24 protein-coding genes are annotated in these 24,863 nt (G+C 58.0%); 13 read left to right on the top strand and 11 right to left on the bottom strand.

Features of this window, described 5'->3' with window-relative positions; translation table 11 throughout:
• Window positions 1-34 precede the first annotated feature (34 nt).
• Window positions 35-556, bottom strand: coding sequence for a flagellar basal body-associated FliL family protein (locus G502_RS0103775; RefSeq protein WP_022727326.1), 522 nt, complete (start codon window positions 554-556; stop codon window positions 35-37).
• A gap of 287 nt (window positions 557-843) precedes the next feature.
• Between G502_RS0103775 and flgF the strand changes: the two genes are divergently transcribed.
• The 4 genes from flgF (at window position 844) to flgH (ending at window position 4,293) form a co-directional block, all read left to right on the top strand.
• Window positions 844-1,611 carry a flagellar basal-body rod protein FlgF gene (gene flgF / locus G502_RS0103780; RefSeq protein WP_022727327.1) on the top strand — a complete coding sequence of 256 codons (768 nt, stop codon included), beginning with the start codon at window positions 844-846 and terminating at the stop codon, window positions 1,609-1,611.
• 82 nt (window positions 1,612-1,693) lie between these two features.
• A complete protein-coding gene (flgG, locus tag G502_RS0103790) occupies window positions 1,694-2,479 on the top strand; it encodes a flagellar basal-body rod protein FlgG (RefSeq protein ID WP_022727328.1) in 786 nt (261 codons plus the stop codon).
• Window positions 2,480-2,496: 17 nt separating this feature from the next.
• The gene (flgA, locus tag G502_RS0103795; RefSeq protein ID WP_022727329.1) at window positions 2,497-3,492 is read left to right on the top strand and encodes a flagellar basal body P-ring formation chaperone FlgA; all 996 of its coding nucleotides are present in this window, start codon (window positions 2,497-2,499) and stop codon (window positions 3,490-3,492) included.
• 21 nt (window positions 3,493-3,513) lie between these two features.
• Window positions 3,514-4,293 carry a flagellar basal body L-ring protein FlgH gene (gene flgH, locus G502_RS0103800; protein WP_022727330.1) on the top strand — a complete coding sequence of 260 codons (780 nt, stop codon included), beginning with the start codon at window positions 3,514-3,516 and terminating at the stop codon, window positions 4,291-4,293.
• Between the two features lie 621 nt (window positions 4,294-4,914).
• Here flgH and dksA read toward each other — a convergent pair.
• Together dksA and G502_RS0103810 are read right to left on the bottom strand one after the other, a co-directional pair.
• A complete protein-coding gene (gene dksA, locus G502_RS0103805) occupies window positions 4,915-5,331 on the bottom strand; it encodes an RNA polymerase-binding protein DksA (RefSeq protein WP_026989029.1) in 417 nt (138 codons plus the stop codon).
• Between the two features lie 114 nt (window positions 5,332-5,445).
• Window positions 5,446-5,859 carry a flagellar assembly protein FliX gene (locus G502_RS0103810; RefSeq protein ID WP_022727332.1) on the bottom strand — a complete coding sequence of 138 codons (414 nt, stop codon included), beginning with the start codon at window positions 5,857-5,859 and terminating at the stop codon, window positions 5,446-5,448.
• 275 nt (window positions 5,860-6,134) lie between these two features.
• Between G502_RS0103810 and G502_RS0103815 the strand changes: the two genes are divergently transcribed.
• The 7 genes from G502_RS0103815 to G502_RS0103845 all read left to right on the top strand — a co-directional run bounded on the left by G502_RS0103815 (window position 6,135) and on the right by G502_RS0103845 (window position 12,589).
• A complete protein-coding gene (locus G502_RS0103815) occupies window positions 6,135-7,265 on the top strand; it encodes a flagellar basal body P-ring protein FlgI (protein WP_022727334.1) in 1,131 nt (376 codons plus the stop codon).
• Window positions 7,265-7,666, top strand: a complete 402-nt coding sequence (locus G502_RS0103820) for a rod-binding protein (RefSeq protein ID WP_022727335.1) — start codon at window positions 7,265-7,267, stop codon at window positions 7,664-7,666. The genes G502_RS0103815 and G502_RS0103820 overlap by 1 nt, the downstream gene beginning before the upstream one ends.
• A 4-nt stretch (window positions 7,667-7,670) precedes the next feature.
• Window positions 7,671-8,186: a flagellar protein FlgN gene (locus G502_RS22375; RefSeq protein ID WP_022727336.1), complete on the top strand. Its 516-nt coding sequence runs from the start codon at window positions 7,671-7,673 to the stop codon at window positions 8,184-8,186.
• Between the two features lie 37 nt (window positions 8,187-8,223).
• Window positions 8,224-8,760 carry a flagellar assembly protein FliW gene (fliW, locus tag G502_RS0103830; protein WP_022727337.1) on the top strand — a complete coding sequence of 179 codons (537 nt, stop codon included), beginning with the start codon at window positions 8,224-8,226 and terminating at the stop codon, window positions 8,758-8,760.
• 186 nt (window positions 8,761-8,946) lie between these two features.
• The gene (locus G502_RS0103835) at window positions 8,947-10,260 is read left to right on the top strand and encodes a flagellar hook protein FlgE (RefSeq protein ID WP_022727338.1); all 1,314 of its coding nucleotides are present in this window, start codon (window positions 8,947-8,949) and stop codon (window positions 10,258-10,260) included.
• Between the two features lie 59 nt (window positions 10,261-10,319).
• Window positions 10,320-11,636, top strand: a complete 1,317-nt coding sequence (flgK, locus tag G502_RS0103840; RefSeq protein WP_022727339.1) for a flagellar hook-associated protein FlgK — start codon at window positions 10,320-10,322, stop codon at window positions 11,634-11,636.
• A complete protein-coding gene (locus tag G502_RS0103845; RefSeq protein WP_022727340.1) occupies window positions 11,633-12,589 on the top strand; it encodes a flagellin in 957 nt (318 codons plus the stop codon). Before flgK ends, G502_RS0103845 begins: the two co-directional genes overlap by 4 nt.
• A gap of 137 nt (window positions 12,590-12,726) precedes the next feature.
• Here G502_RS0103845 and G502_RS21300 read toward each other — a convergent pair whose 3' ends face one another.
• From G502_RS21300 to G502_RS0103885, 8 genes are all read right to left on the bottom strand, one after another.
• Window positions 12,727-13,626 carry a DUF1217 domain-containing protein gene (locus G502_RS21300; RefSeq protein ID WP_022727341.1) on the bottom strand — a complete coding sequence of 300 codons (900 nt, stop codon included), beginning with the start codon at window positions 13,624-13,626 and terminating at the stop codon, window positions 12,727-12,729.
• A 4-nt stretch (window positions 13,627-13,630) separates the two neighbouring features.
• The gene (locus tag G502_RS0103855; RefSeq protein WP_022727342.1) at window positions 13,631-13,990 is read right to left on the bottom strand and encodes a flagellar biosynthesis regulator FlaF; all 360 of its coding nucleotides are present in this window, start codon (window positions 13,988-13,990) and stop codon (window positions 13,631-13,633) included.
• Window positions 13,987-14,457, bottom strand: coding sequence for a flagellar biosynthesis repressor FlbT (locus G502_RS0103860; protein ID WP_022727343.1), 471 nt, complete (start codon window positions 14,455-14,457; stop codon window positions 13,987-13,989). Before G502_RS0103860 ends, G502_RS0103855 begins: the two co-directional genes overlap by 4 nt.
• A gap of 165 nt (window positions 14,458-14,622) precedes the next feature.
• The gene (locus G502_RS0103865) at window positions 14,623-17,814 is read right to left on the bottom strand and encodes an O-linked N-acetylglucosamine transferase family protein (protein WP_081649667.1); all 3,192 of its coding nucleotides are present in this window, start codon (window positions 17,812-17,814) and stop codon (window positions 14,623-14,625) included.
• Window positions 17,811-19,265: a tetratricopeptide repeat protein gene (locus G502_RS0103870; RefSeq protein WP_022727345.1), complete on the bottom strand. Its 1,455-nt coding sequence runs from the start codon at window positions 19,263-19,265 to the stop codon at window positions 17,811-17,813. The genes G502_RS0103865 and G502_RS0103870 overlap by 4 nt, the downstream gene beginning before the upstream one ends.
• A 44-nt stretch (window positions 19,266-19,309) precedes the next feature.
• A complete protein-coding gene (locus G502_RS21885) occupies window positions 19,310-19,702 on the bottom strand; it encodes a flagellar biosynthesis regulator FlaF (protein ID WP_162140944.1) in 393 nt (130 codons plus the stop codon).
• 162 nt (window positions 19,703-19,864) lie between these two features.
• Window positions 19,865-20,704 (bottom strand): flagellin, encoded by an 840-nt coding sequence (locus G502_RS0103880; protein WP_022727347.1) that lies wholly within the window; start codon window positions 20,702-20,704, stop codon window positions 19,865-19,867.
• A gap of 313 nt (window positions 20,705-21,017) precedes the next feature.
• Window positions 21,018-21,854 carry a flagellin gene (locus G502_RS0103885; RefSeq protein ID WP_022727348.1) on the bottom strand — a complete coding sequence of 279 codons (837 nt, stop codon included), beginning with the start codon at window positions 21,852-21,854 and terminating at the stop codon, window positions 21,018-21,020.
• A gap of 311 nt (window positions 21,855-22,165) precedes the next feature.
• On the opposite strand from G502_RS0103885, the gene G502_RS0103890 reads away from it, so the two are divergent.
• Both G502_RS0103890 and G502_RS0103895 read left to right on the top strand, forming a co-directional pair.
• Entirely contained in the window at window positions 22,166-22,546 is a 381-nt protein-coding gene (locus G502_RS0103890) for a hypothetical protein (protein WP_155957785.1), read from the top strand.
• Between the two features lie 351 nt (window positions 22,547-22,897).
• Window positions 22,898-24,856 carry a flagellar hook-length control protein FliK gene (locus tag G502_RS0103895; protein ID WP_022727350.1) on the top strand — a complete coding sequence of 653 codons (1,959 nt, stop codon included), beginning with the start codon at window positions 22,898-22,900 and terminating at the stop codon, window positions 24,854-24,856.
• Window positions 24,857-24,863: the final 7 nt, after the last annotated feature.

Raw genomic sequence — 24,863 nt, forward strand, 5'->3', positions numbered from 1 at the left:
TGTCGCTCATTGGACTTCCACTGCTTGCGGCTCGTTACTGGACCAGAATCTGGCGGAAGAGAACGTCCGTGATTTCAGGCTCTTCCACCGTGGTGTTGGCACGCATCAAGAGTTCCTCGCGCAAACGCTGCATGCCAACGGAGCCCTCCAGGTCATCAACCCGCAGTTCCCTCAGGTAAACCTGGAAGCTGTCGATGATCCGAGGTTGAACTTTCTCAAGTTCCGCCAAGCCCGCCGGATTCTTCAGTTCCAGGGATATGGAAAGTTTCAGGTAGCTGGAGCCGTTACCACTGGAATTGAGGTTCACCAGCATGTCGGGCAGTTCGTAGAAAACCTCGACTTCTTCCGTCTTCACACCTTCCTTCTCGCCTGCTTCGACGGACACCAACAGCTTGTCCAGCATGCCGGTGAAATACATCGCTGCGCCGCCACCGCCCAGGATCAACAGGGGCAGGATGATGAAAAGAACGAGCTTTTTCCCGCTCAGTCCGGATTTCCGGGGCAGGACCTCGACTTCCTGATCTCCATCGTCCGTATTTGCTACTGCATCGGCCATTCTGGTCGCTTTCCAACTTCATACTTCGTGCAAGGACCCGCACAAGCTAACGGACGATGGTTAACAAGTCGTTTCTGCCCACTCAGGAAGTTGCACCAGCAGCGATGGGTTCGGCAGCTTTTGCCCCACGCAGCGCAATGATTGCCGTAATCTTCTCCCTCAGCACAGCAGAAACTTTAATAGGCCATTGAAATTAATATATTTATAAAGTTGGCACGCTTCCTGCTTTCTGTTCTGTCGCAAGAAGCTCGCAAAAGAGCTCGGCACTTGAAAAGGACAGACGAACCATGGAAAGCCCAAGTTACATAGCACTGTCACGCATGACCGCCCTCAGGCGGGAAATGGATGTCGTGACCAACAACCTCGCAAACATGAACACGCCCGGATTCCAGCGGGAATCGATGATGTTCCAGGAATACCTGGCCGACACGAAGGACATGAACGCGGGTATCCTGCGCAAGATCAGCATGGTCCAGGACCTGGCCTCCGTACGCGACTTGAGCGAAGGGCCGATGGTCAACACGGACAATCCGCTGGACATTGCGATCTCCGGCAACGGTTACTTCACGGTCGAGACCGAAGAGGGTCCGCGCTATACCCGCAAGGGGAACTTCACCCTGGACAACAACGGCCAGATCGTCACCGCGGCAGGCGACCCCCTGATGGGCGCCGACGGAGCCCCGATCGTCCTGCCACCCGAAGCCTCGGACATCGTCATTAACAAGGATGGCACCATCGCCGTGCGCGATCCGGCCGATCCCATGGCTGAAAACCCCATTGGCCAGGTCGGTGTCGTGCAGTTCGAGGAGGAATACGAACTGAAGCGTGAAGCGGACGGCCTGCTGAATGCGGAAGATCAGGACCCGGTCGAGGCCGAGGGTGTCGCCGTTCTCCAGGGCATGCTGGAGGGTTCGAACGTGCAGGGCGTGGTCGAGATGACCCGCATGATCGAAACCCAGAGAAGCTATCAATCCGTCAAGAACATGATGGACAAGGAGGACGAACGCCAGCGCCAGGCGATCCAGATCCTCGGCTCCTTCGGAGGCCAGGCATGACCCTCGGCAAGATTGTCCTCCCAACCATGATTGTCATGTGCGCCAGGGATGACCTGCGCACCACCGGAAAGGATTTCTGACCATGCGCTCCCTCAGCATCGGCGCAACCGGCATGCTTGCGCAGCAGACGAATGTCGACGTCATCTCCAACAACATCGCCAACATGAACACCACCGGCTTCAAGCGGGGCCGTGCCGAGTTCAACGACCTGCTTTACCAGGACCTGCGCCGCGTGGGTTCGGCCTCGTCCGACACCGGAACGATCGTGCCCTCGGGCGTGCAGATCGGCCTGGGTGTCCGCACGGCAGCCGTCTATCGCATCCACGAGCAAGGCAACCTGGAAATCACGGACAACAGCCTGGACCTGGCCGTGGACGGCCGCGGCTATTTCCAGGTGCAACAGCCAAACGGCGAAACGGCCTACACCCGGGCCGGCTCCTTCCAGCTCAGTCCCGACGGCGATATCGTCACGCCGGACGGTTTCATGGTGGAGCCGGGAATCAACATTCCTGCGGAATCCACGGCCATATCCATCAACGAGAATGGCGAGGTCTGGGTCAAGCTGGACGGCCAGGTCGCACCCCAGCAGGCCGGACAGCTTGAACTGGCTGTCTTCCCTAATGACGCGGGCCTGGAAGCCATGGGCCAGAATCTCTTCGTGGAAACGCCGGCCTCAGGAGCCCCCCAGGTGGCCCCACCAGGCGAAGAGGGCTTCGGCACCATGGTGCAGGGCGCTCTTGAAACCTCCAATGTCGACGCCGTGCAGGAGATCACGAACCTGATCACCGCCCAGCGCGCCTACGAGATGAATTCCAAGAGCATTCAGGCATCCGACGAGATGCTGCGCAGCGTCACCCAGCTGCGCTAGGATGAGAGGATAGCATCATGAAGAACAGCTTTATGAAGGCCCTGCTGACGGCCGGCGTCCTGTCCGCCGCCAGCCTCGCCCCTGCCCTGACCAGCCCGGCGCTGGCCGAAGCGGACAACTCGGTCGAGCAGTTCATTTCCCTCAACCGTTCCATCGTGGTCGAGGAAGAATTCGTCCGCCTGGGCGATATCTTCAGCGGCCTGGAGGATCAGGCTGATACACCCATCGGCCGTGCTCCCAAGGCGGGAACCACCGTCCAGCTCGAGGCCCGCTGGCTCGCCACACTGGCTCGCAACTACGGCGTGGACTGGTCGCCCAGTTCCCGACTGGAATACGCCGAAGTCAAGCGTGACAGCATCCGTCTGGAGCGCAGCGAACTGCTGGACATGGTCAAGATGGCCTTCCAGACGCGCGGAGAGCAGGCGGACCTGGAAATCTCACTTGAAGAACCTCAGGACAGTCTGCACATCCCCCGGGTGGCCGATGCGAAGGCTGGCATTGTCGGGCTGGAGCGCAACGCGGACAGTAACCGCTTCAGGGCCCGTCTGGTCTATCCGGACAACGGCTCGCCTCTCGTACGCATGGAGTTGAGTGGACGCGCCTACGAAATGGTCGAGGTTCCGGTGGTCAACAAGCGGGTGAACCGCAGCGACATCATAACCGAAAGCGATATCGCTTGGGAATCCCAGCGTCTCGACCGTCTGCACGCCGACACCGTGACCGATGCCGAACGCATGTTCGGCAAGAGTCCGCGCCGGACCCTGCGCGCTGGCTCAAGTCTGCGGGGCAACGATCTGGTTGAGCCGATCCTGGTAACCAAGAACAGCGGTGTCACCATTCGATACCGCAACGCCAACATGCACCTGACCGTCTCGGGTCGCGCACTGGAGGAAGGTACCGATGGCGCCGTCATCCGCGTGATGAACACCAAGTCGAACCAGGTCATCGAGGCCGTCGTCGAGGACACGGGCCTGGTGTCCGTTGGCGGCCACAACACGGCCATGCTGAACTGAGCGGCCGGAAGGACAGAAATCATGACAGAGATCAGGAACACCCACTTCACCCGCCTCGCCGGCAAGCTGGCGCTTGCAGCTCTTCTGGGTCTGGCCCTGGCCGGCTGCAATGCAGGCGAACGCCTGTCCCGTATCGGCAAGGCTCCGGACATGAGCGAACTGGACCTGCCCGTGGATCCCAAGGCGACCCAGCAGGCTGCTCTTTCGGATCCGCGGGCCCAGGATGTAGGTCAGCCGCAGAATGCCAACTCGCTGTGGAAGAGCGGCAGCCGCACCTTCTTCGAGGACCAGCGGGCCAGCGAGCGGGGTGATATCGTCACCGTCGTCATCCAGATGAACGACTCGGCCGAGATGAACAACACCACGAACCGCAGCCGCAACAGCGACGAGCAGTCCTCTCTGAATTCCTTCCTGGGATATGAGACCCGCCTGCGGAACGTGCTGCCCAATGCCGTGGATCCGGGCAACCTGGTCTCCGCCGGCAGCACCTCAGACGCCGGCGGCACCGGAAACATCGCCCGCGAGGAGGAAATTGACTTGCGCATCGCGGCCCTGGTCACCGAAGTCCTGCCCAACGGCAACCTGGTGATCGCGGGCCGGCAGGAAACACGGGTGAACTTCGAACTGCGCGAGTTGCAGATCGCCGGCATCATCCGTCCGGCCGACATCTCGAACCTGAACGAGATCAGTTACGACAAGATCGCCGAGGCACGCGTGTCCTATGGCGGACGCGGTGAACTCTCCGACGTGCAGCAGCCACGCTACGGCCAACAGGTCTTCGACATCATCTGGCCCTTCTGACGGCCAGCCAACCAACCCTTCCAGGCGTCTGTCCCGAGCTTGGAAAACTTCAGGGCCGGTTCGAAAGAACCGGCCCTTTTTTCTGTGCGCCCAGCCGAAACGCCTGGGGCAAGATGGTACCAGGAGGTTAGTTCTCTGAATTTAATAAGAAAACCTCGTCCTGAGGTGCGCAGCGCGACAGCGCGGCGCCTCGAAGGGCCGGCCACAGGGCCAAGCGGCGCCGTTTGCATCCTCCCAGGCCAAGCCGCCTGCGGCGAGATGGTTCGAGGGCTTGACTGGCGTCAAGCCGCCTCACCATGAGGCCAGGGGGGAGTCAGCCTTGGGGGCGGTGACGTTCGCTGGTTGTTACGGCTATGCTACCAAGAAAGCCGTCCTTACTCCCCACGGCGTCATCTTGAGGAGCGGCCGCCAGGCCGCGTCTCGAAAGAGGCGGCCACCAGCCCAGGCGGCGCCGTTTGCATTCTCCCAGGCCAAGCCGCCTGTGCCGAGATGGTTCGAGGGCTTGACTGGCGTCAAGCCACCTCACCATGAGGCCAGAGGGAGGTCAGCCTGGAGGGTGGTGACAATATGCCGCCAAGCCATTGGCAAAAAAGTTGGCTCCGCCAGCGATCGCGCCACCCTTCAATCGTCGCGCTGGGTGCGCTCCAGGCGTTCGTGGCGTTCCTGCGCTTCCAGCGACAGGGTTGCGATGGGGCGGGCTTCCAGGCGGCGGATCGCGATCGGCTCACCGGTTTCTTCGCAATAGCCGTAGCTGCCGTCCTCAATGCGTTGCAGGGCGGCATCGATCTTGGTGATCAGCTTGCGTTCCCGATCACGGGTGCGCAGCTCAAGCGAGCGATCGGATTCCAGCGAGGCACGGTCGGCGACGTCCGGCTCGGCCAGGCTTTCGCTCTGCATGTGATTGATGGTTTCACCGGATTCCTTCAGCAGCTCGGCCTTCCACTGCAGAAGCTTTAGCCGGAAATACTCCCGCATTTGCGGGTTCATGAAACTCTCGTCCTCGGAAGGCCGGTAGTCGGGAGGCAAGGTAACCGTCATGCGGAACTCTCACGGCAAATGCAAAATGCGCGCGGAGTATATGATTTTTGCCGTCCGGAACAAGCCCCCCGGAATGGGCAGGAATCCGCCCTTCTCGGGGCCTGTCCTCCGGACTCAGCGCTGCAGCTTCGCCAGCTCCACGGCGGCACGCAATTCGATATCCTGAAGAATGGCTTCCAGATCGGGATCCCCGCTGTCGGCGGGGCGTGCGGACAGCAATTTCCCGATTCGTTCCAGGAGCGGCTGTGACAGACGCCCGGACAGCAGGCCCAGGCGCAGTTCTTCCAGGCGGTCCAGGATGTCCTCGGCATGCTGGCAGGAGCGCTGGCGCTGGTCCGGCACCTCGCCTTCCACTTCCTGCAGGCTCAGCAGGGCGTCCACGGCACCGGCCGGCCCACCGGAAGAGACCGATCGGGTCTTGCCGCTTTCGTCCAGCAGGCTTGAGAACGCACCATCGGCAGAGCGCGTCTTGGCGCTGCGACGTTTGGCGCTGCTCGACTGGGTGGAAGAGAGGGAATCGATCTTCATGGAACTCACGGTTCACAAGCTGTTGGCCTAGGCTCCACAGAGTGCAGGGGAATGGTTAATAGGCCGTGAAGAGCGCGCGGCTTTAGGGAAATTTTTGCCGCTTGTCCATGGCTGATTCCTGCCGGGTCATGGTTAGAGAAAAATTTACCCCTTTCTAGTAGTCTGTTTTTCCTATGAAAAATTCGTTCTTCCCTAGTTGGCACGATCCTCGCATAGCATCCTGCGTAACAAGGCCGAAAATGGCCGTGACGATAAAACGGGACAGAAAGAAAGCCATGCGTTACCTGCGCCACCTGAGCACCCTGATCTCCCTGACGCTGCTGCTTGCCGTCACGGCGATCTCCATCAGCGGGACCGCTCATGCACAGAACCGGATCAAGGACATCGCCTCTTTCGAGGGCGTGCGCAGCAACAAGCTGATCGGCTATGGCCTGGTGGTCGGGCTGAACGGCACGGGCGACGACCTCTCCAGTTCGATCTTCACCCGCGAAAGCCTGATCGGCATGCTGCAGCGCATGGGGGTCAACACCCGCGATCCCAATCTGGAAACCGACAACGTAGCCGCCGTCATGGTCACGGCCGAACTGCCCGCCTTCGCCCGCCAGGGCACGAACATCGACGTTCGGGTCTCGGCCATGGGCGATGCCGACAGCCTTCGGGGCGGCACCCTGCTGGTCACGCCCCTTCTGGGTGCCGATGGCGAAGTTTATGCCGTGGGTCAGGGTCCGTTGGCCGTGGGCGGGTTCGAAGCCCAGGGCGCGGCAACCAGTGTCACGCGCGGCACGCCCACCAGCGCCCGCATTTCCAACGGTGCCACCATCGAGAAGGAAATTGGCTTCGAGCTGAATTCCATGCGGGAAGTGAAGCTGTCGCTGCACAACCCCGACTTCACCACGGCCCGGCGTGCAGCCCAGTCGATCAATGCCCTGCTGAACAACCCCACGGCCGAGGCCATCGACAACGCCACCATCAACGTGCGCGTACCAGCGGACTACCCCGGCTCCACGGTGGACCTGCTGACCGACATCGAACAGCTGCCCGTGCGCGTCGATCAGCCCGCCCGCGTCGTCATCGACGAACACTCCGGTATCATCGTCATGGGCGAGAATGTGCGCATCTCGGAAGTCGCCATCGCCCAGGGCAACCTGACCATCCGCGTCACCGAAACCCCGCAGGTCAGCCAGCCCAACCCCTTCGGGGAAGGCGAGACCGTGGTGGTTCCGCGCACCCAGATCGAGGTGGACGAGGACGAGGAACGCAAGCTGTCCGTCATGTCCGAGGGCGTGACCCTGCGCGACCTGGTCAACGGCCTGAACGCCCTGGGCGTCGGCCCGCGCGACATGATCCAGATCCTGGAGGCCATCAAGGCCTCGGGTGCCCTGCAGGCCGACCTGGAGGTGATGTGATGATGAGTTCCTTGAATGATACCGCCGCGCTGCAGTCCCTCCAGGGCCTGGCCCAGGACCGCATGGCGGCGGGAACGACCCGCCAGGCAGCCAGCCAGGCGCGTTCAACGGCCCAGCCCAATGTTTCCGGTGCGTCAAAAGACACGGCAATTCCGGACCGGGTCGCAATCCCAGAGCAGGTCAGTGAAACGGCCCAGGACTTCGAAGCCGTCTTCATCTCCCAGATGATGGCCCCGATGTTCGAGGGGCTGGAGACCGATGGTTACTTCGGCGGCGGACAGGCCGAGGGCATGTACCGTTCGCTGATGATCGACGAGATCGGCAAGTCCGTGGCCCGCCGCGGCGGCATCGGCATCGCCGACAGCGTTGCCCGCGAAATGATGAAGATGCAGGAGGACTAGACCCATGCTTGCCAACACGGCCCTTGCCGCGCCTCCCCAAACCACACCATCTCAAACCACGCCGGCTTCCTCTGCCGAGGACGCTTCTGAGCCCACGACCCTGCTGCGCCTGATTGAGCTGGCGCGCGACCTGACCTCGGTCCTGGACCGGGAGATCCACCTGCTGCGCAAGCTCGAGGTCAACAGCATCAATGAGCTTTCGGAACAGAAGGCGTCATTGACCGAGGAATACCGTGGCCATGTCCGCGCGCTTCGCGAGAACCCGGGGTTCAGCGAAACCCTGGAGCCCCGCTTGCGTGACGAGCTGGCGGATGTGATCGAGCGCCTGAACGAAACGGCCCAGGCCAACGAAACCGCGCTGAAGGCCGCCATGGAAGCCCATGACCGTGTCTTCCGCGCCATTGCCAGCGCGGTCGAGGCCCAACAGCGCGAGACCAGCGGATATGCCGCCAGCGGCGCCCACAGTGGCGGCTCGGCTGGAGGTGCGCCTGTATCGCTGCGCATCAACGAAAGCCTGTGACTTTTTCCACGGGCGACAGAACGCAAGGAAACCAGCCATGACCATTCAGTTCCGCAATCCGCTTCCCGCCGACCAGTTGCCCCCCGGCGGTCTGTCCTTTCCCACCCAGCGCACCGTTGATCTGCCGTCCCGGCACGAGCAGGACAGCAAAACGACGCGCATGCCCCAGAAGGAAGCAGGGCAGCGCATCTCCCTGGCCTTCCCGCGCGGCCTGCTGGGTTATCCGGAAGAACACGACTTCTGGCTGACCCCACTGGCGGAAAGTCGCCTGCCCGGCACCTTCTGCCTGCAGAGTCAGACCAGTCGGGATCTGCGCTTCCTGGTCGTGCCGCCTGCCTCCGTCGGTGGCGCCCTGCCGGCGCACGAGATCGACTGGGCCGAACGGCGCCTGGGCATTGCGCACGGCGACCTGCGCAGCCTGCTGATCGTCACGCCGGCCCGTTCGGACAAGGGCACGCGCTACTTCGCCAACCGGCGGGCACCACTTCTACTGGACTGGCGCCGCCGCTGCGGCTGGCAGCGCATCCTGATGGACGAGATCCTGCCGGCACGCCAGCCGGCAACAGCCGCATGAACAGCTACGGTCTCACGGCAAAAATATACTTGGGCGGCAAGAAATGCCCGGCCCTGTCCCGATGAAAAGGACAGTGGATAAAAATCCGAATGGAAGCAACAGGTTAAGAAAACCCCTGTCTGGCATGAAGTTTGCTTACACAACCATGACAGACAGTCCCATCCACGCCTTGAGGGATAGAAAGACATGAGCGTCTATGGAGCAATGAACACAGCGGTCAGCGGCCTGGGGGCCCAGTCCTCCGCCCTGGCCAACATCTCGGACAACATCGCCAACTCGCGGACAACGGGCTACAAGCGCGTCGACACCGCCTTCTCCACTCTGGTCACCGATTCGAATCAGAACCAGCACCAGGCCGGCGGCGTCCGCGCCCGCCCCTCGTTCCGCAACGATATACAGGGCAACATGGAGCAGAGCCAAGTCAGCACCCACCTGGGCGTGACCGGCAAGGGCTACTTCTCAGTCAGTCAGCCTGAAAGCGTGGACCCCAACAGCGGTGAAGTGAACTTCAAGCCCAGCAGCTTTTACACGCGCGCAGGTGATTTCGAGGTCGACGAAAGCGGTTACCTTGTAAACTCCTCAGGATATTACCTGAATGGTTGGGATGTAGACCCGGGAACGGGTATTGCGAATACGGCAGATGTTAAACCTATCCAGATCTCACAGCTGCAGGACTCACCCGTACCAACCAGCAACATCCAATATGCGGCAAACCTACCGTCTCAGTTGGATCCAAGCACAACACTGCCTGCAAACTCCATTCAGATATACGATTCCGTTGGCAACCAACGAAATCTCGACCTCGTCTGGAGTAAAACTGCGACCGACAATATCTGGGAGCTATCCATCAATTCTCCCGATGGCACTCCTGCTAGTTATGGTCCCGTCGAGTTTGAGTTCGACAACGGACGGATTGCCGCAAATGGCATAGATACAAGTGCAGACCCAAACATAACACCGCCAGCTTCACAGGCAGGTGGAGATCCAGCTGAGATAACGCTACAGGGACTTGATTTTGGAGCAGGTATTGATGCCCAGGATATCACCATTAACCTGGGGAATTTTGAACGAGCTAACGGCACGACCCAGTATACAGGCACGGAACTCCAACTGAACTCTCTGGATCAGAATGGCGTGCCGCCTGGGGCTTTCAAGGATCTCTTTATCGATGACGCGGGCTATGTGAACCTGAACTATGACAACGGTCAGACGAAGACCTATTTCCAGGTGCCGCTGACCCAGTTCAACAATCCGAATGGCCTGACTCGTTTGGACGGAAATGCTTTCCAGCAGAGTCCTGATTCCGGTGTGCCGCGTCTGAACCCCCCAGGTCTTGGCAGCAATGGTACGATCTCGTCCCAGACTCTCGAGGCCTCCAACGTGGACATCAGTGACGAGTTCACCAAGATGATCACGGCGCAGCGGACCTATTCCGCAAACTCCAAGATCATCACGACGGCCGATGAGATGCTGGCCGAGGTCATCAACATCAAACGCTAACTTCTAGCGGTTATTTCTTAACCCTTTTGCCGTAAACTGAACAGGAAAGGAGGTCCGACATGTCGTTGAACGTGGCATTGAACAACGCCTTTGCCGGCCTCCGCCTGTCCCAGGCCGGCACAGAGGTCGCCTCTTCCAACATTGCCAATGCCCAGGACCCGAGCTACTCGCGCAAGGTCTTGCAGCATTCCAGCCACTCGGGCGTTGGCCTGTCGGGCCCCTATCTGGAGGGCGTGGAACGCCGGGTCGCCGACCGAATTGCCCAGGATGTGCGCGGACTGACGTCACAAGCAGCAGGCAACGAAACCCGCGCGGAAACGGCGGAGCGGCTCGGCGAAATGCTGAACATCGATGCCGACACGCCGCGCCTGCAGCAGCTCTTTAGCGACTTCGAAACCGCCCTGCGCGACTTCGAGGCCACGCCGGAAAGCAACACCATGGCCTCTCGGGTTATCAATACAGCCGATGCCCTAGCCAAGGAAGTCAACCATCTCTACGCCGAAACCGAAAGCTTGGAGCAGGAAATACGCAGCCAGGTTGACAAGTCGGTGGAGCAACTGAACGAAAAGCTGCTCGAGATTGAGAAACTGAACAAGGAAATCGCAGGCAACAAGGCTCTGGGCGAAACGGTCGGTAATCTCGAGGATCGCCGCGATGCGGCCATCAAGGAGGTTTCGGAACTGGTGGACACCCGCGTCCTGATGGACGACCAGGGCCGTGCCCAGGTTTATACCTCCAGCGGCACGCAGCTGGTCGGAATTTCAGCGCAGCAGTTCTCCTGGGATGGCGACGATATCATCAAGGAAAGTGACGGCAACACTGTCACCAATGCCTTCAAGGACGGTGAGATCGGAGCACGTCTGCGGATGCTGGATGACACTCTTGTGGGCAGCAACGACCCGGCAGCTGGCACGATTCAGAAGCTCAAGGATCAGTTGAACGACTTCGCCGTGGATATACGAACTACAGTGAATGATGCCTATGGAGGAGCCGGAGATATATTCTTCCAGACTCCTGCCGCACCTGGCGCCGGTACGTTGCAGGTCAAACCAGCGATTCTGAATGGCACGGAAGCCCTTCAGAACGATGCCGGGGGCACGGTCTCCCAAGCCCTGATTGATGACAATATTGGCGGACAGCTCAGCGGCATCATAGAAAACACCGCGGGCTTCAAGGCGGAAAGCAAACACAACCTGGAAAACGCAACCGCCTCGCGCGACGCCATGGAGGCGAAGTTCCGCGGAAAGGTCGGGGTCGACGTGGACCAGGAAATGGCTGACTTGATTGCACTACAGAACGCCTATGCCGCCAATGCGCGGGTGATGCAGACGGTCAATGACATGATGAACACACTGATGGGCGCAGTCGGACGATGACGACGATCAACAGCACCTACGGACGCTTCCTGGACGTTACGCGCCAGACCCAATCCCTGAACACCCAGCTCTACAGCCTTCAGGAACAGCTGGCGAGCGGCAAGAAACCGGGCGGTCTAGCCGGCGTCGCACGCGACGCCGGGCAGCTTCTGAAAGGCAAGGAGGTGACCCAGCGCACCGAGTCCTATATGCGCAGCCTCAACGCCGTGGACCGGCGCACGGAGCTCTATGCCAACTCCTTGAACTCCCTGTCCAAAACCGCCGCCGATGCGCGTGAAACCTTGATTCGGCTCGAAGACCAGGACAAGGTGACCGAGGATATGCTTCTGGGAGAACTGGACGGCTGGCTTACCGACATAGAGGCCGCCCTCTCCGTCAAGGATGGCGACCGCTATCTCTTTTCGGGATCAATCACTGATGAAGCGCCAACAGTTTCACTCGTAGATATTGATGAAACGACAATCACAATAGACCCAAACGATCCTCCGGTCACAAAAGGCAACCAGACTGCAAGCGACTACATCAATAAAACCGGAAACATTGATGATACAAATGTCTGGAACAGAGACAGCATCCATATCGATGATAGCGAACAGATGGAATATGGAGTGAGTGCAGCTGAGCCTGCCATCCAGGACTTCATTAACTCTCTGATTTATGCCAAGCAGGATCCAAAGAACAATTTACAAGAAGCACGGACATTGCTGGAACGCGCCGCGACCGGCTTGGGCGAACTGGAAGCAAAGAATGGCTTCAACCAGGCCCGCGCTGCGGCAAAAAGGGAGCACCACAGTGGCACCCTGGACTTCCTGGAAAAGACCGCTGGCAAGATCGAGGACGTGGACCTGGCCGAGGTCTCGACCAAGCTGTCGATGACCCAAACCGTCCTGCAAGCCAGCTACCAAAGCACCGCCCGCCTGCTCCAGACCTCTCTAGCCAACTACCTGCGATAGGTTTGGAGGCGCAAGCGGCCCAGGCCGCAATTGTGAGCAAAGGTCACCGCCCCAGGAATCTCCTCATGGTGTGAGGCGGCCCCGCAGGGACCCTCGAACCACCTCACCGCAGTGGCGGCCTGGCCTGGGGACACATCCTAAACCAGGAAGCCGCCTCCTCCGCCAAGGCCGCCGCCTCCCCCTCCGGAAAGGCCGTTTAGAAGGTTGGTTTGCCAGGCGCCGTTACCGCCGCCGCCGCCAAGGCCAGCCATACCGCCCATGCCCTGTTGGCCGCCACGTGTGTCGTTCATCAGGAAACGCTGAACAAACTTGTCCACATACTGCGGATCCTTCAAGTCGCTCAGGTCCATGCGCGAGGTGACGGCACGGGCCTGGGCCTCCACAGACTGCACGGCAATCTCGCGCGGCAGGCCCAGGGCCGTCGTCACGACGCGGCGCAGGAGCGGATCGCCCAAGATGTTATAGGGATTGGTCAGATCCTTCTTGCTGTCCTTGACGATTCGCTCGAAGGCCATGGCGTCGGGAATTGCCGGGTTGGTCTCGGCAAGTTTTTCCTCGTAGCGCTGCTGAACATAGGATTCCGTGAACTTAGTCTTGAATTCCTCGTTACGAACAGCTTCCAGGCCTAGCTCCGCAAAACGGAACATCTCGGCGCCTTCCTTGTAGCGCTTGTCCTGCAGGCGGTTGACCAGGGCGTCCTGCTTGGAGGGGTCTTCCAGAAAGCCCTTGCGAATCAGAGCATCATTGCCGATCTGATCCGCCATCCCCAGGCCACGCAGCAGGAATTCCATGGACCGCCGGTTGTTGAGCAGGTCTTCTGGCGTTTCCGCATTCTCCAGGGCCTTGTTGAACTCGGCAATGTCGCGCTTCACCATGGGGTCCTGACGGACCATCTCCATCTGGCGGTCCTTCATGCTCTGGGCCGTCCGGTACTGGGTGATGGGATCACCTCCCCCCAGCGCCATGCTGCCGCCGACACCGGAAAACCCGCCGGTCTGCACACCGAACAGTGCACCCACCGCTTGCCAGTTGTTCATGACTTCAGCCTCCTTGCAGGCCTTCCATGATGGCTTCGTTCACGTTGATGTGAAAATCGAAGTCGATGGACTCGTCGTTGGCCACGTTCGCATTCTGAAGCACCACCGCCCCGATGTTCGTCAACTGCTGGCGCAGCTCGGCCGGCAGGGCGTTCCCCGGAGCGGACAGGTCCTCGATAAAGGCCGTCCACAGTTGCTTCTGCATGGCCAGACCACGTTCCGCCTCGGCGGCCTCACCCGTATCGCGCGCCTGGCGCAGGGTGGCTGTGACGCGCTCCAGTGCCTGGAACTCACGCGCGCGCATTTCCGTACCGTCTGTCATGTCAGCCTGCTCCACGGCCAAGGCTTGAGTGTTCTGCATCATGGTGTCATCTCCACTTCATCGTATCTGTCAGTCTCGACCTCTTCACAGACATCGAGTTCCGTGGAGACCCTTGCATCTGCCATGCCAAGCAGGGCCGATTCATACTCCAGAAGCTGCCGCGTCATCTGTAGCCCCTGAAAAAAATCCGCCTGCCAAATCAAGGCCTGTATGGCATCCAGCACTTCATGAACGGCCGACAGGGTGGAGGCCTCTCGAAACTCGGCAATGCGCGTTTCGGCCTGATCCACATAGGCCGGGCGATCCTCGTCCTCGGCCATATAGGCATTCTGTATGGCGAAATAGATATGGGCTGCCGGCGTCGTGACCTCGTCGGGGCGCATGATCTGCCGATCGTGCATGACGGCGGACTTGGTCTTGAGGACAATCTTGGAAGCGCGCTCGAACCGCAGCAGCGCTCCGTTAACGACAAGATGCTCGCCCTTCTTGAGCTTCAGAATAAGCCCCATCAAAACCTCCAGTTCTGTGAGTCCTTCCCCATTTTGGGGAATTCCGATGGATGATGGATCTTATTCTGGTGCAAAGAGGTTAAGAAAACCTTGCCTGTTGAAGGCCCGCTCCTGTTCCGGCACAGTTCCTCATACAAGGCAAAGACTCCAGTGCCAAACAAGCTTTCAGGCCTTGTTAAACTGACCAATCAAAACCCCTTTTCCGAGAGGGTAATAGCCTAGAACCCCAATACCTGGAAGATCCTGCCATTGCTCGCTTATTTCTATCTCGGTGTCACGGAAGGCGTCGTCCAATGTGAAGAGGGCGCCGTTGGCCGCATAAGGTGCAATCATGGGGACCGTGCCGAAACGTGCTCCTCGCACCCCATAGGGCCCTCCTCCAACTGGGCCATCGATGATCACGATATCGACAAGCCGGCCATCCAGAAGTTCCTGCCACTCTTTCTGCGTAACTTGATAGCACTGGGTTTGCCTGCCCCCGGCTTCAATATCTCCAACAGGGGCATACTTGCCTCTCACAAGACCAGTGGCATGCGTTTCCGCTCTTGCCAAAGCTTCGTTGAGATATTCCTGGGATTGGTCAATCGTGATATAGGAAATATCCCCATCGCCGCCATGAATATCAATCAAATGTCGAGCCAAAATAGCGGTGCTTATTCCTGAGCCAAATTCCACAACAGTTTTTGGCTTGACCCGTTCAAATAACGCTTTGAGCAGAGCCAGTGGCCCTTTTTCCATTGTGAAAGTATTGAATTCAAAGTTGGATTCATTCTCCAGGACCGGATCGCCTATAAGAGCTTGCTGCTCCTCGGATCCTGCACCAGTCGTGGGAAACAAACCATGCCCTGCGCCTAACCTATCTCTTATCCGTCGTATATGGGCAGGCGATATCAGAAGACTATCCAACTCCACTTTATTATCAATAACAGAGGCAAGTTCGTCTGAAAGTGCATCGACAGATGAATTGTTCTCCTGATTCTTGCACCACTCCCGCCAAGCAGAACGCAAGACAGTCCCTAGATTCCCTCCAAACCGGATAGCATCACAAATCGGAGAGGCAAGCAGCTGATTACGCAGGCCTGCCCGTAACTCTGAGAGCTTCTGAATGTCGCTGGCCTTGGCAACAGCTATATCCACATACTGTTCCAGATTCCCTTCTTCAGCAACCCAATCAGCCAAGCCAACGTTGGTCATGTGAGATGCAGAGTGACGGCTGGCGAAAGTACGAAATGGGACGGTTACTACAGGCACACCCATGTACAGCGATTCACAAGTTGTCAGCCCACCGCTATAGGGAATGGGATCTAGTGCAATATCCATATCGGCATACTGGCGCATCATCTCCTCATGAGGCGAGGTACCGCGCAACTCCAACCTATCTGCCTCGATACCATACTTTGCAAAGCGCTCCAGAAAGAGCTTGCTCGTTTCGTCCTCCTCGAATGTGCGGGCTTTCACAATCATGCGCGAATTAGGAACACGTTTCAGGACCCTGGACCAAAGCTCCAATGTTTCATCATTTACCTTGCAGAGATTATTGAAGCACCCGAAGGTCACATAGCCATTCTCTAATGCAGGGAGAGAGCGCGGTTCCTGAATATTTATTGGTGGAGTATAGCAGATGTACCCATCCGGCAGACGCAACAGCTTTTCGGTATAGTATTTCTCAAAACCTTCTGGGGTCTCGATAAAATCCGTCAGCATCCAGTCAATGGTGTCGAGACCGGTCGAACAAGACTGGGAGCCAACCCACTTAACAACGACTGGAGCTGGCTTCTCCAAAAGCACCTGAGGGTTTCCCCCGTCACCATAGCCGCCCAAATCAATTAATATATCAATCCCTTCCGCCAACATATCATGACTGATACGCATCGTATCGTGGGGACTGTATTCGTGCCAGGTTTCTGCGTTGACCTTGAAGCGCCGGTTTAGGTAATCGTCTCGCCGACGTGTCGAGAAGACATGCAAGGAAAATTTATCCTTCGGCAAGGCTTCAAAGGCCGCAACTGTCAGCCAGCCTACAGGGTGCTTGCCAAAGCACCCTGAAAGAAGACCAATGCGCAACGGTCGTTCGCCATCCACTGTGTTATTGTAGACTTTTTCCACAAACCCACGATTTCCCGTCTGAATTTTCCGGCCAACATCAAGCAGCATTTCCGGAGTTATTGAAAAATCGTAAGGTAAGACACCAATAGCACTGCGCAGAATCCCTGAATCCTCTTTTTGGAAAACTGCATCCAATAGAAAATGGCGAGCCTGACTGTGCCATCCGAGATGTTGCTCAGAGCAAGCTTTCAGATTTTGGAGTACCAGGTTATCCGGCTCAATAGCCAGCCCCTCCTGACACATACGGTAAGCAGAACTATAGCGAGCGATCTTGGATAGAGAACGTGCCCTGCCCTTCAAGACTTCCAGATTATTCGGGTCCAGTTGGTAGGCCTCGGCATAAATATCTTCAGCTTCGCCATAGGCGTCCAGTTCTCCATATATGGCTGCCAGGCTACAAAGGCCTTCACAATCCTCGGGGTTTACCAAAGCTCGCAAAACTGCGAGATATTCAAGCGCAGCCTGTTTCTGCTCACTTCTTTCCAGAAGAAGGCTGAATACAATCAGAGCAGATAAATCATCCGGGTTTTGATCAACTTGCACCTGCCAGACTTCAAGCGCCACCTGAAGTCCATAACCCATGAGTTCCAGGCCAACCAGACGCCTTGCTGCCTGCAGGTTCAATGGAGAGAGAGAGAGAGTATCCAAATATGCTTGCCGTGCTCCAGGCACGTCGCCAGAAGCTTCTCTTGCAGCCCCAAGATTGAGCCTGAGTTCATGGTTTTCAGGATAGAATTCACAAGCCTGATCTGCGTATTCTAGGGCCGTTTCTACATCACGATTCTCCAAGGCCCAGAGTGCTATATTCCTGAGTGCCGAGATATGATCGGGCTTTAACAGCAGACATTTCTTATATTCATCCAAGGCCTCCTGATAGGCCTTGGTTAACCGCAGTGCTTCCGCCAGTCTGTAATGTGCTTCAGCATCCTCCGGGGTCTTTTCGACCACCGTACGTAAGACAGGCAATGCTTCTTCGCTTCGAGCGGCGGATGTCAGAGCAATGCCCAGATTGATCATCAGGGCTGGATCATCGCCAATAATAGCGTGTATAGCCTGCAAGTCTGCAATCGCTTCTGAAGGTTTATCCTCCGCCAGCAAGCCTAGAGCATAGCGATAACGCTGCTCCAACTCCCTGGGATCATTATTCAAATTTCCCAGCGATGTTTTGCTCACAGCCGCTGGTGTTTGGGTCCTCAGTTCTTCTGATGGCTCACACCCAAGATCTTTGGCTGTGTTTAATTGATCGATCATGCGCAGGTCTCCGCTGCATGGGCCACAACAAGCAGTCCCTGTACTGGATTGCCGAAATCCATGCGCAGGTTCTCTTCCATGATTTCTTCTATGGAGAACCCGGCTTGGACAATGGCATCTTCTACATAGCTCTTCTGGTGTCGGTATCTTGCTGAAGAAGATAGCGTGTATGGCTGCTCTGCATCTTCCGGATGGGATTCTACAGAGAAGATGAACACTCCGCCTGTTAGGAGATGAGCGCGAACATCTTTAAACAGTTCCTCAAGCTCGCCAAAATAGCACAACACATCAGCTGCAATGACCAGATCATAAATTTCCTTATCCTGCTGAAGGAGTTCCTGGATATCTGCAGTCTCGAGTTCGCTATAAATCTGTTTTTCTTGTGACTTGGCCACCATCTTGGATGAGATATCCACGCCCTTCAGGAAACCGCCAAGAATGTCGGAAAGCACAACCCCAACCAAGCCTGTACCACACCCAAGATCCAGGATGCGACCGAGCTTCTTCTTGTCAGGCTCGGGGCCTATACTTGGATAGATGCGCTCCACGGCTCTGCGCACAAGACCTGGAACACGATAATGCAATTCAACCAGGTGCTTGTCGAAACTGTCCGCGTAGGAATCAAAGAGTTGGGCTGCATAGCTTCCAGAGGCCTTGTTCGTCACCTGGCCACGAGCAGCAGCAAGCAGGTGTTTTGCATAGGTATTGTCCGGCTCCAAACGCAAAACCGCCTCGAACGCAGTCACCGCTTTTTCAGTCTGTTGAGCCGTTATGTAAGCATTGCCCAGCTGCTGGTAGTAACGACTGTCATTGAAGCCCTGACGACCAGCTTCTTCCAGCAAGCTTACGGCTTTGCCGGGACATCTCTGTTTCAGGTAGGCCGTAGCCAGCATGCCATAGGGTGTAAAACTGGTAGCAGGGTCTTCAGCAATCACTGCATTGAGCAGTTCTTCTGCTGCCTGCCACTTTTGCAATGCGATGAAACTATCTGCCAGCGCCAGTAGATAACTTTTTGCAGTCGGTGACTGTCTTACAGCATCGCCAAAGCACAGGACCGCTTCTTCATAACGCTTGCAGCCATAGAGCACACTACCAAGCAGATACGCGGCCTCTGGATCACTCGGTGCAAGAGTGACAGCCAGAGACGCATCATCCAACGCTCCCTCTATATCACCATGACGCGCACGCGCACTTCCACGCACCTTCAATAGCTGCACATTCTCGGGATCTGTCTCCAGCACCGGATTCAACAGCTCGATAGCTCTCGCTGCATCGCCAGCTGCATAAGCCATTTCACCCCTACGGGCGCGATAGCCGCTGCTATCCGGATTCTGCTTCAGCAAAACGTCGTAGATCCGCCCTGCAGCCACATATTGGCCCTTTCCGGCCAAACGCTCGGCGTCCTGAACCCGCTTTTCGGTGTTACTGTCAAGCTGCGCATGCATGTTCATATGACCTTTCTATGCAGAACCAGGAGCCGGTTGCTCTAGCAAATTCACGAACTCTCAGAAGATGCTGAGGACGGAGCATCATCAAGCCCTTCACCCACGCTCGCTGTTACCGAAATCAAGAAATCCAGATCCGGGTCCTCTGACTGGACTTCACGCAATACCGTCAGCGCAATTGAGGCCAGCTGGGCTTTCAATTGATCCGGGTAATGATTTTCAGGGTGTAGGACGGAATCGTGGACGACTCCCCAGAGCCGCCGGACATCCGAGATGGCACGCACTTTTTGCATGGACTCACCTGATTTCCTGGCTTCTTTCAGCGCCCAGGTAACACGTCTAAAGATGTCCGCCTCCCGACTACGCGTTGAACGCATGGATTGGGCTTGGGCATAAGCATTCAAGTAAGCTTTGGACATCGAGGGTGAGATCGAGTCAGTCACGATCATAACTCCCACATTCAGTAATTTTGCGGACTAAGGTATACAGGTCATGGTTAAGCGGTTGTTAATGCCTGCACGGAAAAACAACATGACCTTCATCAGCTATAATTGCTCAGCTGTGAATTCGCCCCGGTTGCCAGAAAGACAAACCGGGGCGAAACATTATCCACCAAACAGGCTAAGCAGAACCTGAGACGACTGGTTGGCGATGCCGAGCGACTGCGTCGACAGCTGCTGCTTCACCTGCAGGGCCTGCAGGTTGGCCGATTCCTTGGCCAAATCGGCATCGACCAATGCGCCCAGACCACGCTCGATCGCGTCGGCCTTGTCCCGGTTGAAGCTGACCTGGTTGTCGATAAACTTGGCATCGTTGGCGTAGTTGTTCAGCTGAGTACCGACGCGCTGTTCTGCCGTAGCAAAACTGCCGGTCAGAAGGGCCGCAGCACTCGCTGCGTTCGTTCCCAGAGCACCACTGCTGATCAAGTTGAAAATGCTTGCCGCTGCAGAGTAGCTATCCACCGTATAGTTCTCGCCCTGTTCATTCCGGATCACGGAAACACTGCCGTGGACAGCTGCACTTCCATCATTGATGAGCGACTTGCCGTTGTAACGAGAGTCTTCGATGAAACCCTCCACGTTGGCAGCCAGGCTCTTGTACTGCTCTTCGTACTGGGTGCGCGTGTCTCCATTCACATTCTCGTCCGCAAGCTTGACCAGAATGTTCTTCATCTCACCCATGGTGTCCGAGACATTGGTCAGGGAGGTGATGGTGGTATCAACAAGCCCCTTGGCGCCGCCAAGCTGCTCGTTGACCGAAGTAAGGGACCCAACATCGGATCGCAGTCCCTGGGCCACCGCAAAGACCGCACCGTCGTCCTGCGCGCGGGAGACACGCAGGCCCGTGCTGATGCGGTTCTGGATGGTCTCCATCTCGGAGGAGACTTTGTTGAGATTCTGCAGCGCCACCATGGCACCGGCATTGGTATTGATAGAGTTCGCCATTTTGGCCTCCTTTGCTAAGGGTTCAACCTCCCCTCGCAAAGTCCATGCCAAACTCTGCACTGTAATTTTAAGAGCAATTCTAAGGTGCTCGATCCCTTCCTTGGGACGGAACGGCAAAAACTGCCGCCAGGTTGGCAGTTTCTGCCACTCCAGCTAATTGTCCTTCGAAAGGATCGGAAAATTACTTTGTGTATATCAAGACAAGAAAAACCCTCTCCAGCGATTTGACACTGAAGAGGGTTTCAAGTTGTTCGTCCAACCAAATCGGTCGAAATGCATCAGCTTCCTTATCGGACAGCCAATGCTGTTCAGGTTAACCGAACAGGCTGAGCAGGATCTGTGGTGACTGGTTGGCGATGCCGAGCGACTGCGTCGACAGCTGCTGCTTCACCTGCAGGGCCTGCAGGTTGGCCGATTCCTTGGCCAAATCGGCATCGACCAATGCGCCCAGACCACGCTCGATCGCGTCGGCCTTGTCCCGGTTGAAGCTGACCTGGTTGTCGATAAACTTGGCATCGTTGGCGTAGTTGTTCAGCTGAGTACCGACGCGCTGTTCTGCCGTAGCAAAACTGCCGGTCAGAAGGGCCGCAGCACTCGCTGCGTTCGTTCCCAGAGCACCACCGCTGATCAGGCTGAAAACGCTTGCAGCCGCTGAGAAGCTATCCACCGTATAGTTCTCGCCCTGTTCATTCCGGATCACGGAAACGCTGCCGTGGACAGCTGCACTTCCATCATTGATGAGCGACTTGCCGTTGTAACGAGAGTCTTCGATGAAGCCGTTCACGTTGGCAGCCAGGCTCTTGTACTGCTCTTCGTACTGGGTGCGCGTATCACCTGTAACATTCTCGTCCGCAAGCTTGACCAGAATGTTCTTCATCTCACCCATGGTGTCCGAGACATTGGTCAGGGAGGTGATGGTGGTATCAACAAGACCCTTGGCGCCGCCTAGCTGCTCGTTGACCGAAGAAAGAGATCCAATGTCCGATCGCAGTCCCTGGGCCACCGCAAAGACCGCACCGTCGTCCTGCGCGCGGGAGACACGCAAGCCCGTGCTGATGCGGTTCTGGATGGTCTCCATCTCGGAGGAGACCTTGCTGAGGTTCTGCAGCGCCACCATAGCGCCGGCATTGGTATTGATAGAGTTCGCCATTTTTAAAGCTCCTGATATTGGAGTGAATGAAAGCCGCCTTCAGGCGACCTTGGCGATTATCAACACCAGGTCTTAATAACTTCCTAACACGGCGGCCTGAGGTCCGAATTCATGAATGGGAGACGGGTTGCCATAATGAATTGTATCTCCTAAGAGGCCCTAATCCCTCAAGTTGCAGAAACAACTTGATTCACACATACATCTTGTTTTAAAATATAAGTATCTTGATGTTTGCAACAAAGGCGCTGCGAGCGATGTTGGCAATCACGAGCGTTTCACATGCAGATTTTCCTGCCCTGCAGGATCAGGTTGTGCCCTCCCCTGCCGGGAGTGAAAACCTGAAACAGTTACCGGCGTCACCTGACGCCGAAGACGGGGCGCCGCTGCAAATCAATCCCGTCCTTCAGTACGACATGAAGGCCAAGGTGCTGTTGTTTCAGATTGTCGATCCGGCTTCTGGCGAGGTCGAACAGCAGTACCCCAGCGAGAAGCAGGTCGAGGCCTATCGAAAGGCCCTGGAAGAACAGCAGGACGCCCTGCCGGAGATCGGTGCACCACAAGACACCAAGCGCGATACGAGCCGTGCGCAGGCTGACAGAACTGAGCCCAGCGCCACCAGTGCCTTGGCCGTCAGCGGCGGGCCCAACATTGACCCCGGCAAAGCCACCCGCGAGATCTCCCTGGTCGCTTGAGGGTGCTGGGCGCTTGAAAGCGCCAGGGTGACGCCGTCGCATTCGGAAAGGCCTTTTCCAAATTAACTTAATGGTGAGGTGCTCGACCCATCAGGGTCGGGCCTCGAACCACGTACTTGGCCCGTCAAAGAGCACGCTGGCATTGACCGTTTGGCCTGGGGAAGTGTCGCGGCAAATCCTGCCGGGACGGTACAGTAAGGGGCTGTGAAGTCGATATCCTCACACCGCACCACGGAATTCCTTTAAATATCCCAATAACTTAAAACCGCCACTCGCAAACTGGCCCGCCGCTTGCATTCTACTCCACGACAGAAATCCACGTCGTGATGACAGCATGAAGGCGGTACGAACGTGATCAGTGAAGCATCCTCGGCGCTCCAGGGCCTTTTGGTCCAGGTAGGCGGCAAGACAGAACAGAAGGGCGGCGGTCCGGGCGGGTTCCTGGCCCTGATGCAAGGCAATTCCGAAGGCAAGACCGGTAAGAGCGGGGCGCAGGCCCTATTGGCTAGCCTAAAGGATGACGGCGCACAGGGCGGCGGCAAGGCCCTGCAGGGGGAAGCCTTGCAGGACGCCTTGCGTTCGGCGCTTTCGGGCCTGTCCGGCCAGGGAGGTTCCGGCAAGGGGCAAACAGCGATCATCGGAGAAGACGGCGTCCTGTCCACGGACGCGCTCGAAGATCTGGCCAAAGCCCTGGTGGAGTTGGCCCAAGGACTGGAAAGAGGTGGACTGGAAAGTGGGGCGTTGGAAAGCGCTGAAGATGCGCCCGGCGGCCTACTGAATGCCCTGGCAAAACTTGGCGAGACCCAGGACAAGGAACAGGCAGTGGCCGCCGTCGAGAAGGCCCTGGCCCGCCTGAATCAGAAAGAAAACCCGGCACAGGCTGCGCAGCCATTCCTGGACAACAGCGAGACAAGCGCTGCTGCGCTCTCCGAGCTGCAGGACAAGCTCGACAGCTTGTTGCAGCAGCTCGAAGGTACGGGCGCGTCCCCGGCAGGCACACAGGATCAGAAGGCAGCCGCAACCTCATCGCTGTCGGACCTGCTGGACAACCTGGAGGCTGCGGTGGCGCAGCTGAAGGAAGCGGCCAGACAGGACAGCAAGCGTCACGAACTCCTGAGCGACCTGCAGGCTCAGCTTTCGGACCTGCAGGATTCCCTGAGCGAGAATGGCGAGGGTTTGGACCTGACCAGCCTGCTGGCAGCGGCGGAAGCGCAGGCCAGCACCACAGGAAAGGCCGTACCCTCCGCGAATGACGCGCTGGCCGATCTGGGGCGTCAATTGGACAGCCTTTTGCAAGGCCTGAAGGCGGCTTCCAACGGTAAGGGCGCGCAACAGGGTGACCAGCAGGCACAGCTTCGCAGCGGACAGGCGGCTGGTTCAGCCGATGACACCGCCCTGCCCGGCGGCCAAAACGGCGCCACCCTCCAGCAGACCCAGGGCAACAACCAGGAAGCCGTCATAGCTGACAGGGGCCAGACCGCCGCACGCGACGGCGAGCAGGCCAGCCGGCAGGCTGCCGTGACGGCTTCTGCCGAGCAGCAGGAACAACTTGCCCAGCGGCAACAGGCGGCCCAGAGCCTGTCGGACAAACAGGCCGCCGAACTTTATGAAAGCCTGCGGCAGGCCGGCAAGGCCCTGCAGAACGAGGCCGCGACCCAGGCCCTGGAGCGCAGCCTTGCGCGCCTGTCGGAACAGGCCGGTGGCGTCAACCGCCTGGCCGAAGCGCTCACCAGCTTGCAGGGGCGCGAAGAGTTCCTGACGCCTTCAAGCAACAGCCGCGGTCCCGAAGGGCTGAACGCCCTGTCCTTCGAGAATCAGCTGCGCGCATCTGCCCAAGCGCAGCAGGCTGCGGCACAGGCACAGCAGGCGGCAAAGTCTCAGGGCGGCCCCGCGGCCGACCAGATCGCCATGAAGATCCACAAGGCCGTGGCCGGCGGCAATGACCGTATCTCGGTCCAGCTGCACCCGGCCGAACTGGGCCGCGTGGACGTGAAGATGGAGTTCGGTCAGGACGGCCTGCTGCGCGCCTCGATCACGGCTGAGCGGCCGGAAACCCTGGACATGCTGCAGCGCGACGCCCGCGCCCTGGAACGTGCGCTCAGCGATGCCGGGGTCAAGACCGACAGCGGCAGCCTGAATTTCAACACCCGTGATACCGCCGGCCAGCAGCAGGCCTTTGACCAGGGCCGAAGCGACACCGCTTCAGGTGGCACTGCCGCCAACGGCACCGGATCCGGCGATGACAGAGTCCCCGAAGAAAACGACGCAAACCCCCGGGCCGGAAGCGGCCTGATCAACTTGAGCGTCTGAAGGAGCC

Source organism: Fodinicurvata sediminis DSM 21159 (assembly GCF_000420625.1).
Classification (GTDB): Bacteria; Pseudomonadota; Alphaproteobacteria; order Kiloniellales; family DSM-21159; genus Fodinicurvata; species Fodinicurvata sediminis.

Bases quoted from the DNA above. Each gene is read 5' to 3' on its own strand.
- G502_RS0103775 (WP_022727326.1), bottom strand. From the start codon at position 556: ATGGCCGATGCAGTAGCAAATACGGACGATGGAGATCAGGAAGTCGAG.
- flgF (WP_022727327.1), top strand. From the start codon at position 844: ATGGAAAGCCCAAGTTACATAGCACTGTCACGCATGACCGCCCTCAGG.
- flgG (WP_022727328.1), top strand. From the start codon at position 1,694: ATGCGCTCCCTCAGCATCGGCGCAACCGGCATGCTTGCGCAGCAGACG.
- flgA (WP_022727329.1), top strand. From the start codon at position 2,497: ATGAAGAACAGCTTTATGAAGGCCCTGCTGACGGCCGGCGTCCTGTCC.
- flgH (WP_022727330.1), top strand. From the start codon at position 3,514: ATGACAGAGATCAGGAACACCCACTTCACCCGCCTCGCCGGCAAGCTG.
- dksA (WP_026989029.1), bottom strand. From the start codon at position 5,331: ATGACGGTTACCTTGCCTCCCGACTACCGGCCTTCCGAGGACGAGAGT.
- G502_RS0103810 (WP_022727332.1), bottom strand. From the start codon at position 5,859: ATGAAGATCGATTCCCTCTCTTCCACCCAGTCGAGCAGCGCCAAACGT.
- G502_RS0103815 (WP_022727334.1), top strand. From the start codon at position 6,135: ATGCGTTACCTGCGCCACCTGAGCACCCTGATCTCCCTGACGCTGCTG.
- G502_RS0103820 (WP_022727335.1), top strand. From the start codon at position 7,265: ATGATGAGTTCCTTGAATGATACCGCCGCGCTGCAGTCCCTCCAGGGC.
- G502_RS22375 (WP_022727336.1), top strand. From the start codon at position 7,671: ATGCTTGCCAACACGGCCCTTGCCGCGCCTCCCCAAACCACACCATCT.
- fliW (WP_022727337.1), top strand. From the start codon at position 8,224: ATGACCATTCAGTTCCGCAATCCGCTTCCCGCCGACCAGTTGCCCCCC.
- G502_RS0103835 (WP_022727338.1), top strand. From the start codon at position 8,947: ATGAGCGTCTATGGAGCAATGAACACAGCGGTCAGCGGCCTGGGGGCC.
- flgK (WP_022727339.1), top strand. From the start codon at position 10,320: ATGTCGTTGAACGTGGCATTGAACAACGCCTTTGCCGGCCTCCGCCTG.
- G502_RS0103845 (WP_022727340.1), top strand. From the start codon at position 11,633: ATGACGACGATCAACAGCACCTACGGACGCTTCCTGGACGTTACGCGC.
- G502_RS21300 (WP_022727341.1), bottom strand. From the start codon at position 13,626: ATGAACAACTGGCAAGCGGTGGGTGCACTGTTCGGTGTGCAGACCGGC.
- G502_RS0103855 (WP_022727342.1), bottom strand. From the start codon at position 13,990: ATGATGCAGAACACTCAAGCCTTGGCCGTGGAGCAGGCTGACATGACA.
- G502_RS0103860 (WP_022727343.1), bottom strand. From the start codon at position 14,457: ATGGGGCTTATTCTGAAGCTCAAGAAGGGCGAGCATCTTGTCGTTAAC.
- G502_RS0103865 (WP_081649667.1), bottom strand. From the start codon at position 17,814: ATGATCGATCAATTAAACACAGCCAAAGATCTTGGGTGTGAGCCATCA.
- G502_RS0103870 (WP_022727345.1), bottom strand. From the start codon at position 19,265: ATGAACATGCATGCGCAGCTTGACAGTAACACCGAAAAGCGGGTTCAG.
- G502_RS0103880 (WP_022727347.1), bottom strand. From the start codon at position 20,704: ATGGCGAACTCTATCAATACCAATGCCGGTGCCATGGTGGCGCTGCAG.
- G502_RS0103885 (WP_022727348.1), bottom strand. From the start codon at position 21,854: ATGGCGAACTCTATCAATACCAATGCCGGCGCTATGGTGGCGCTGCAG.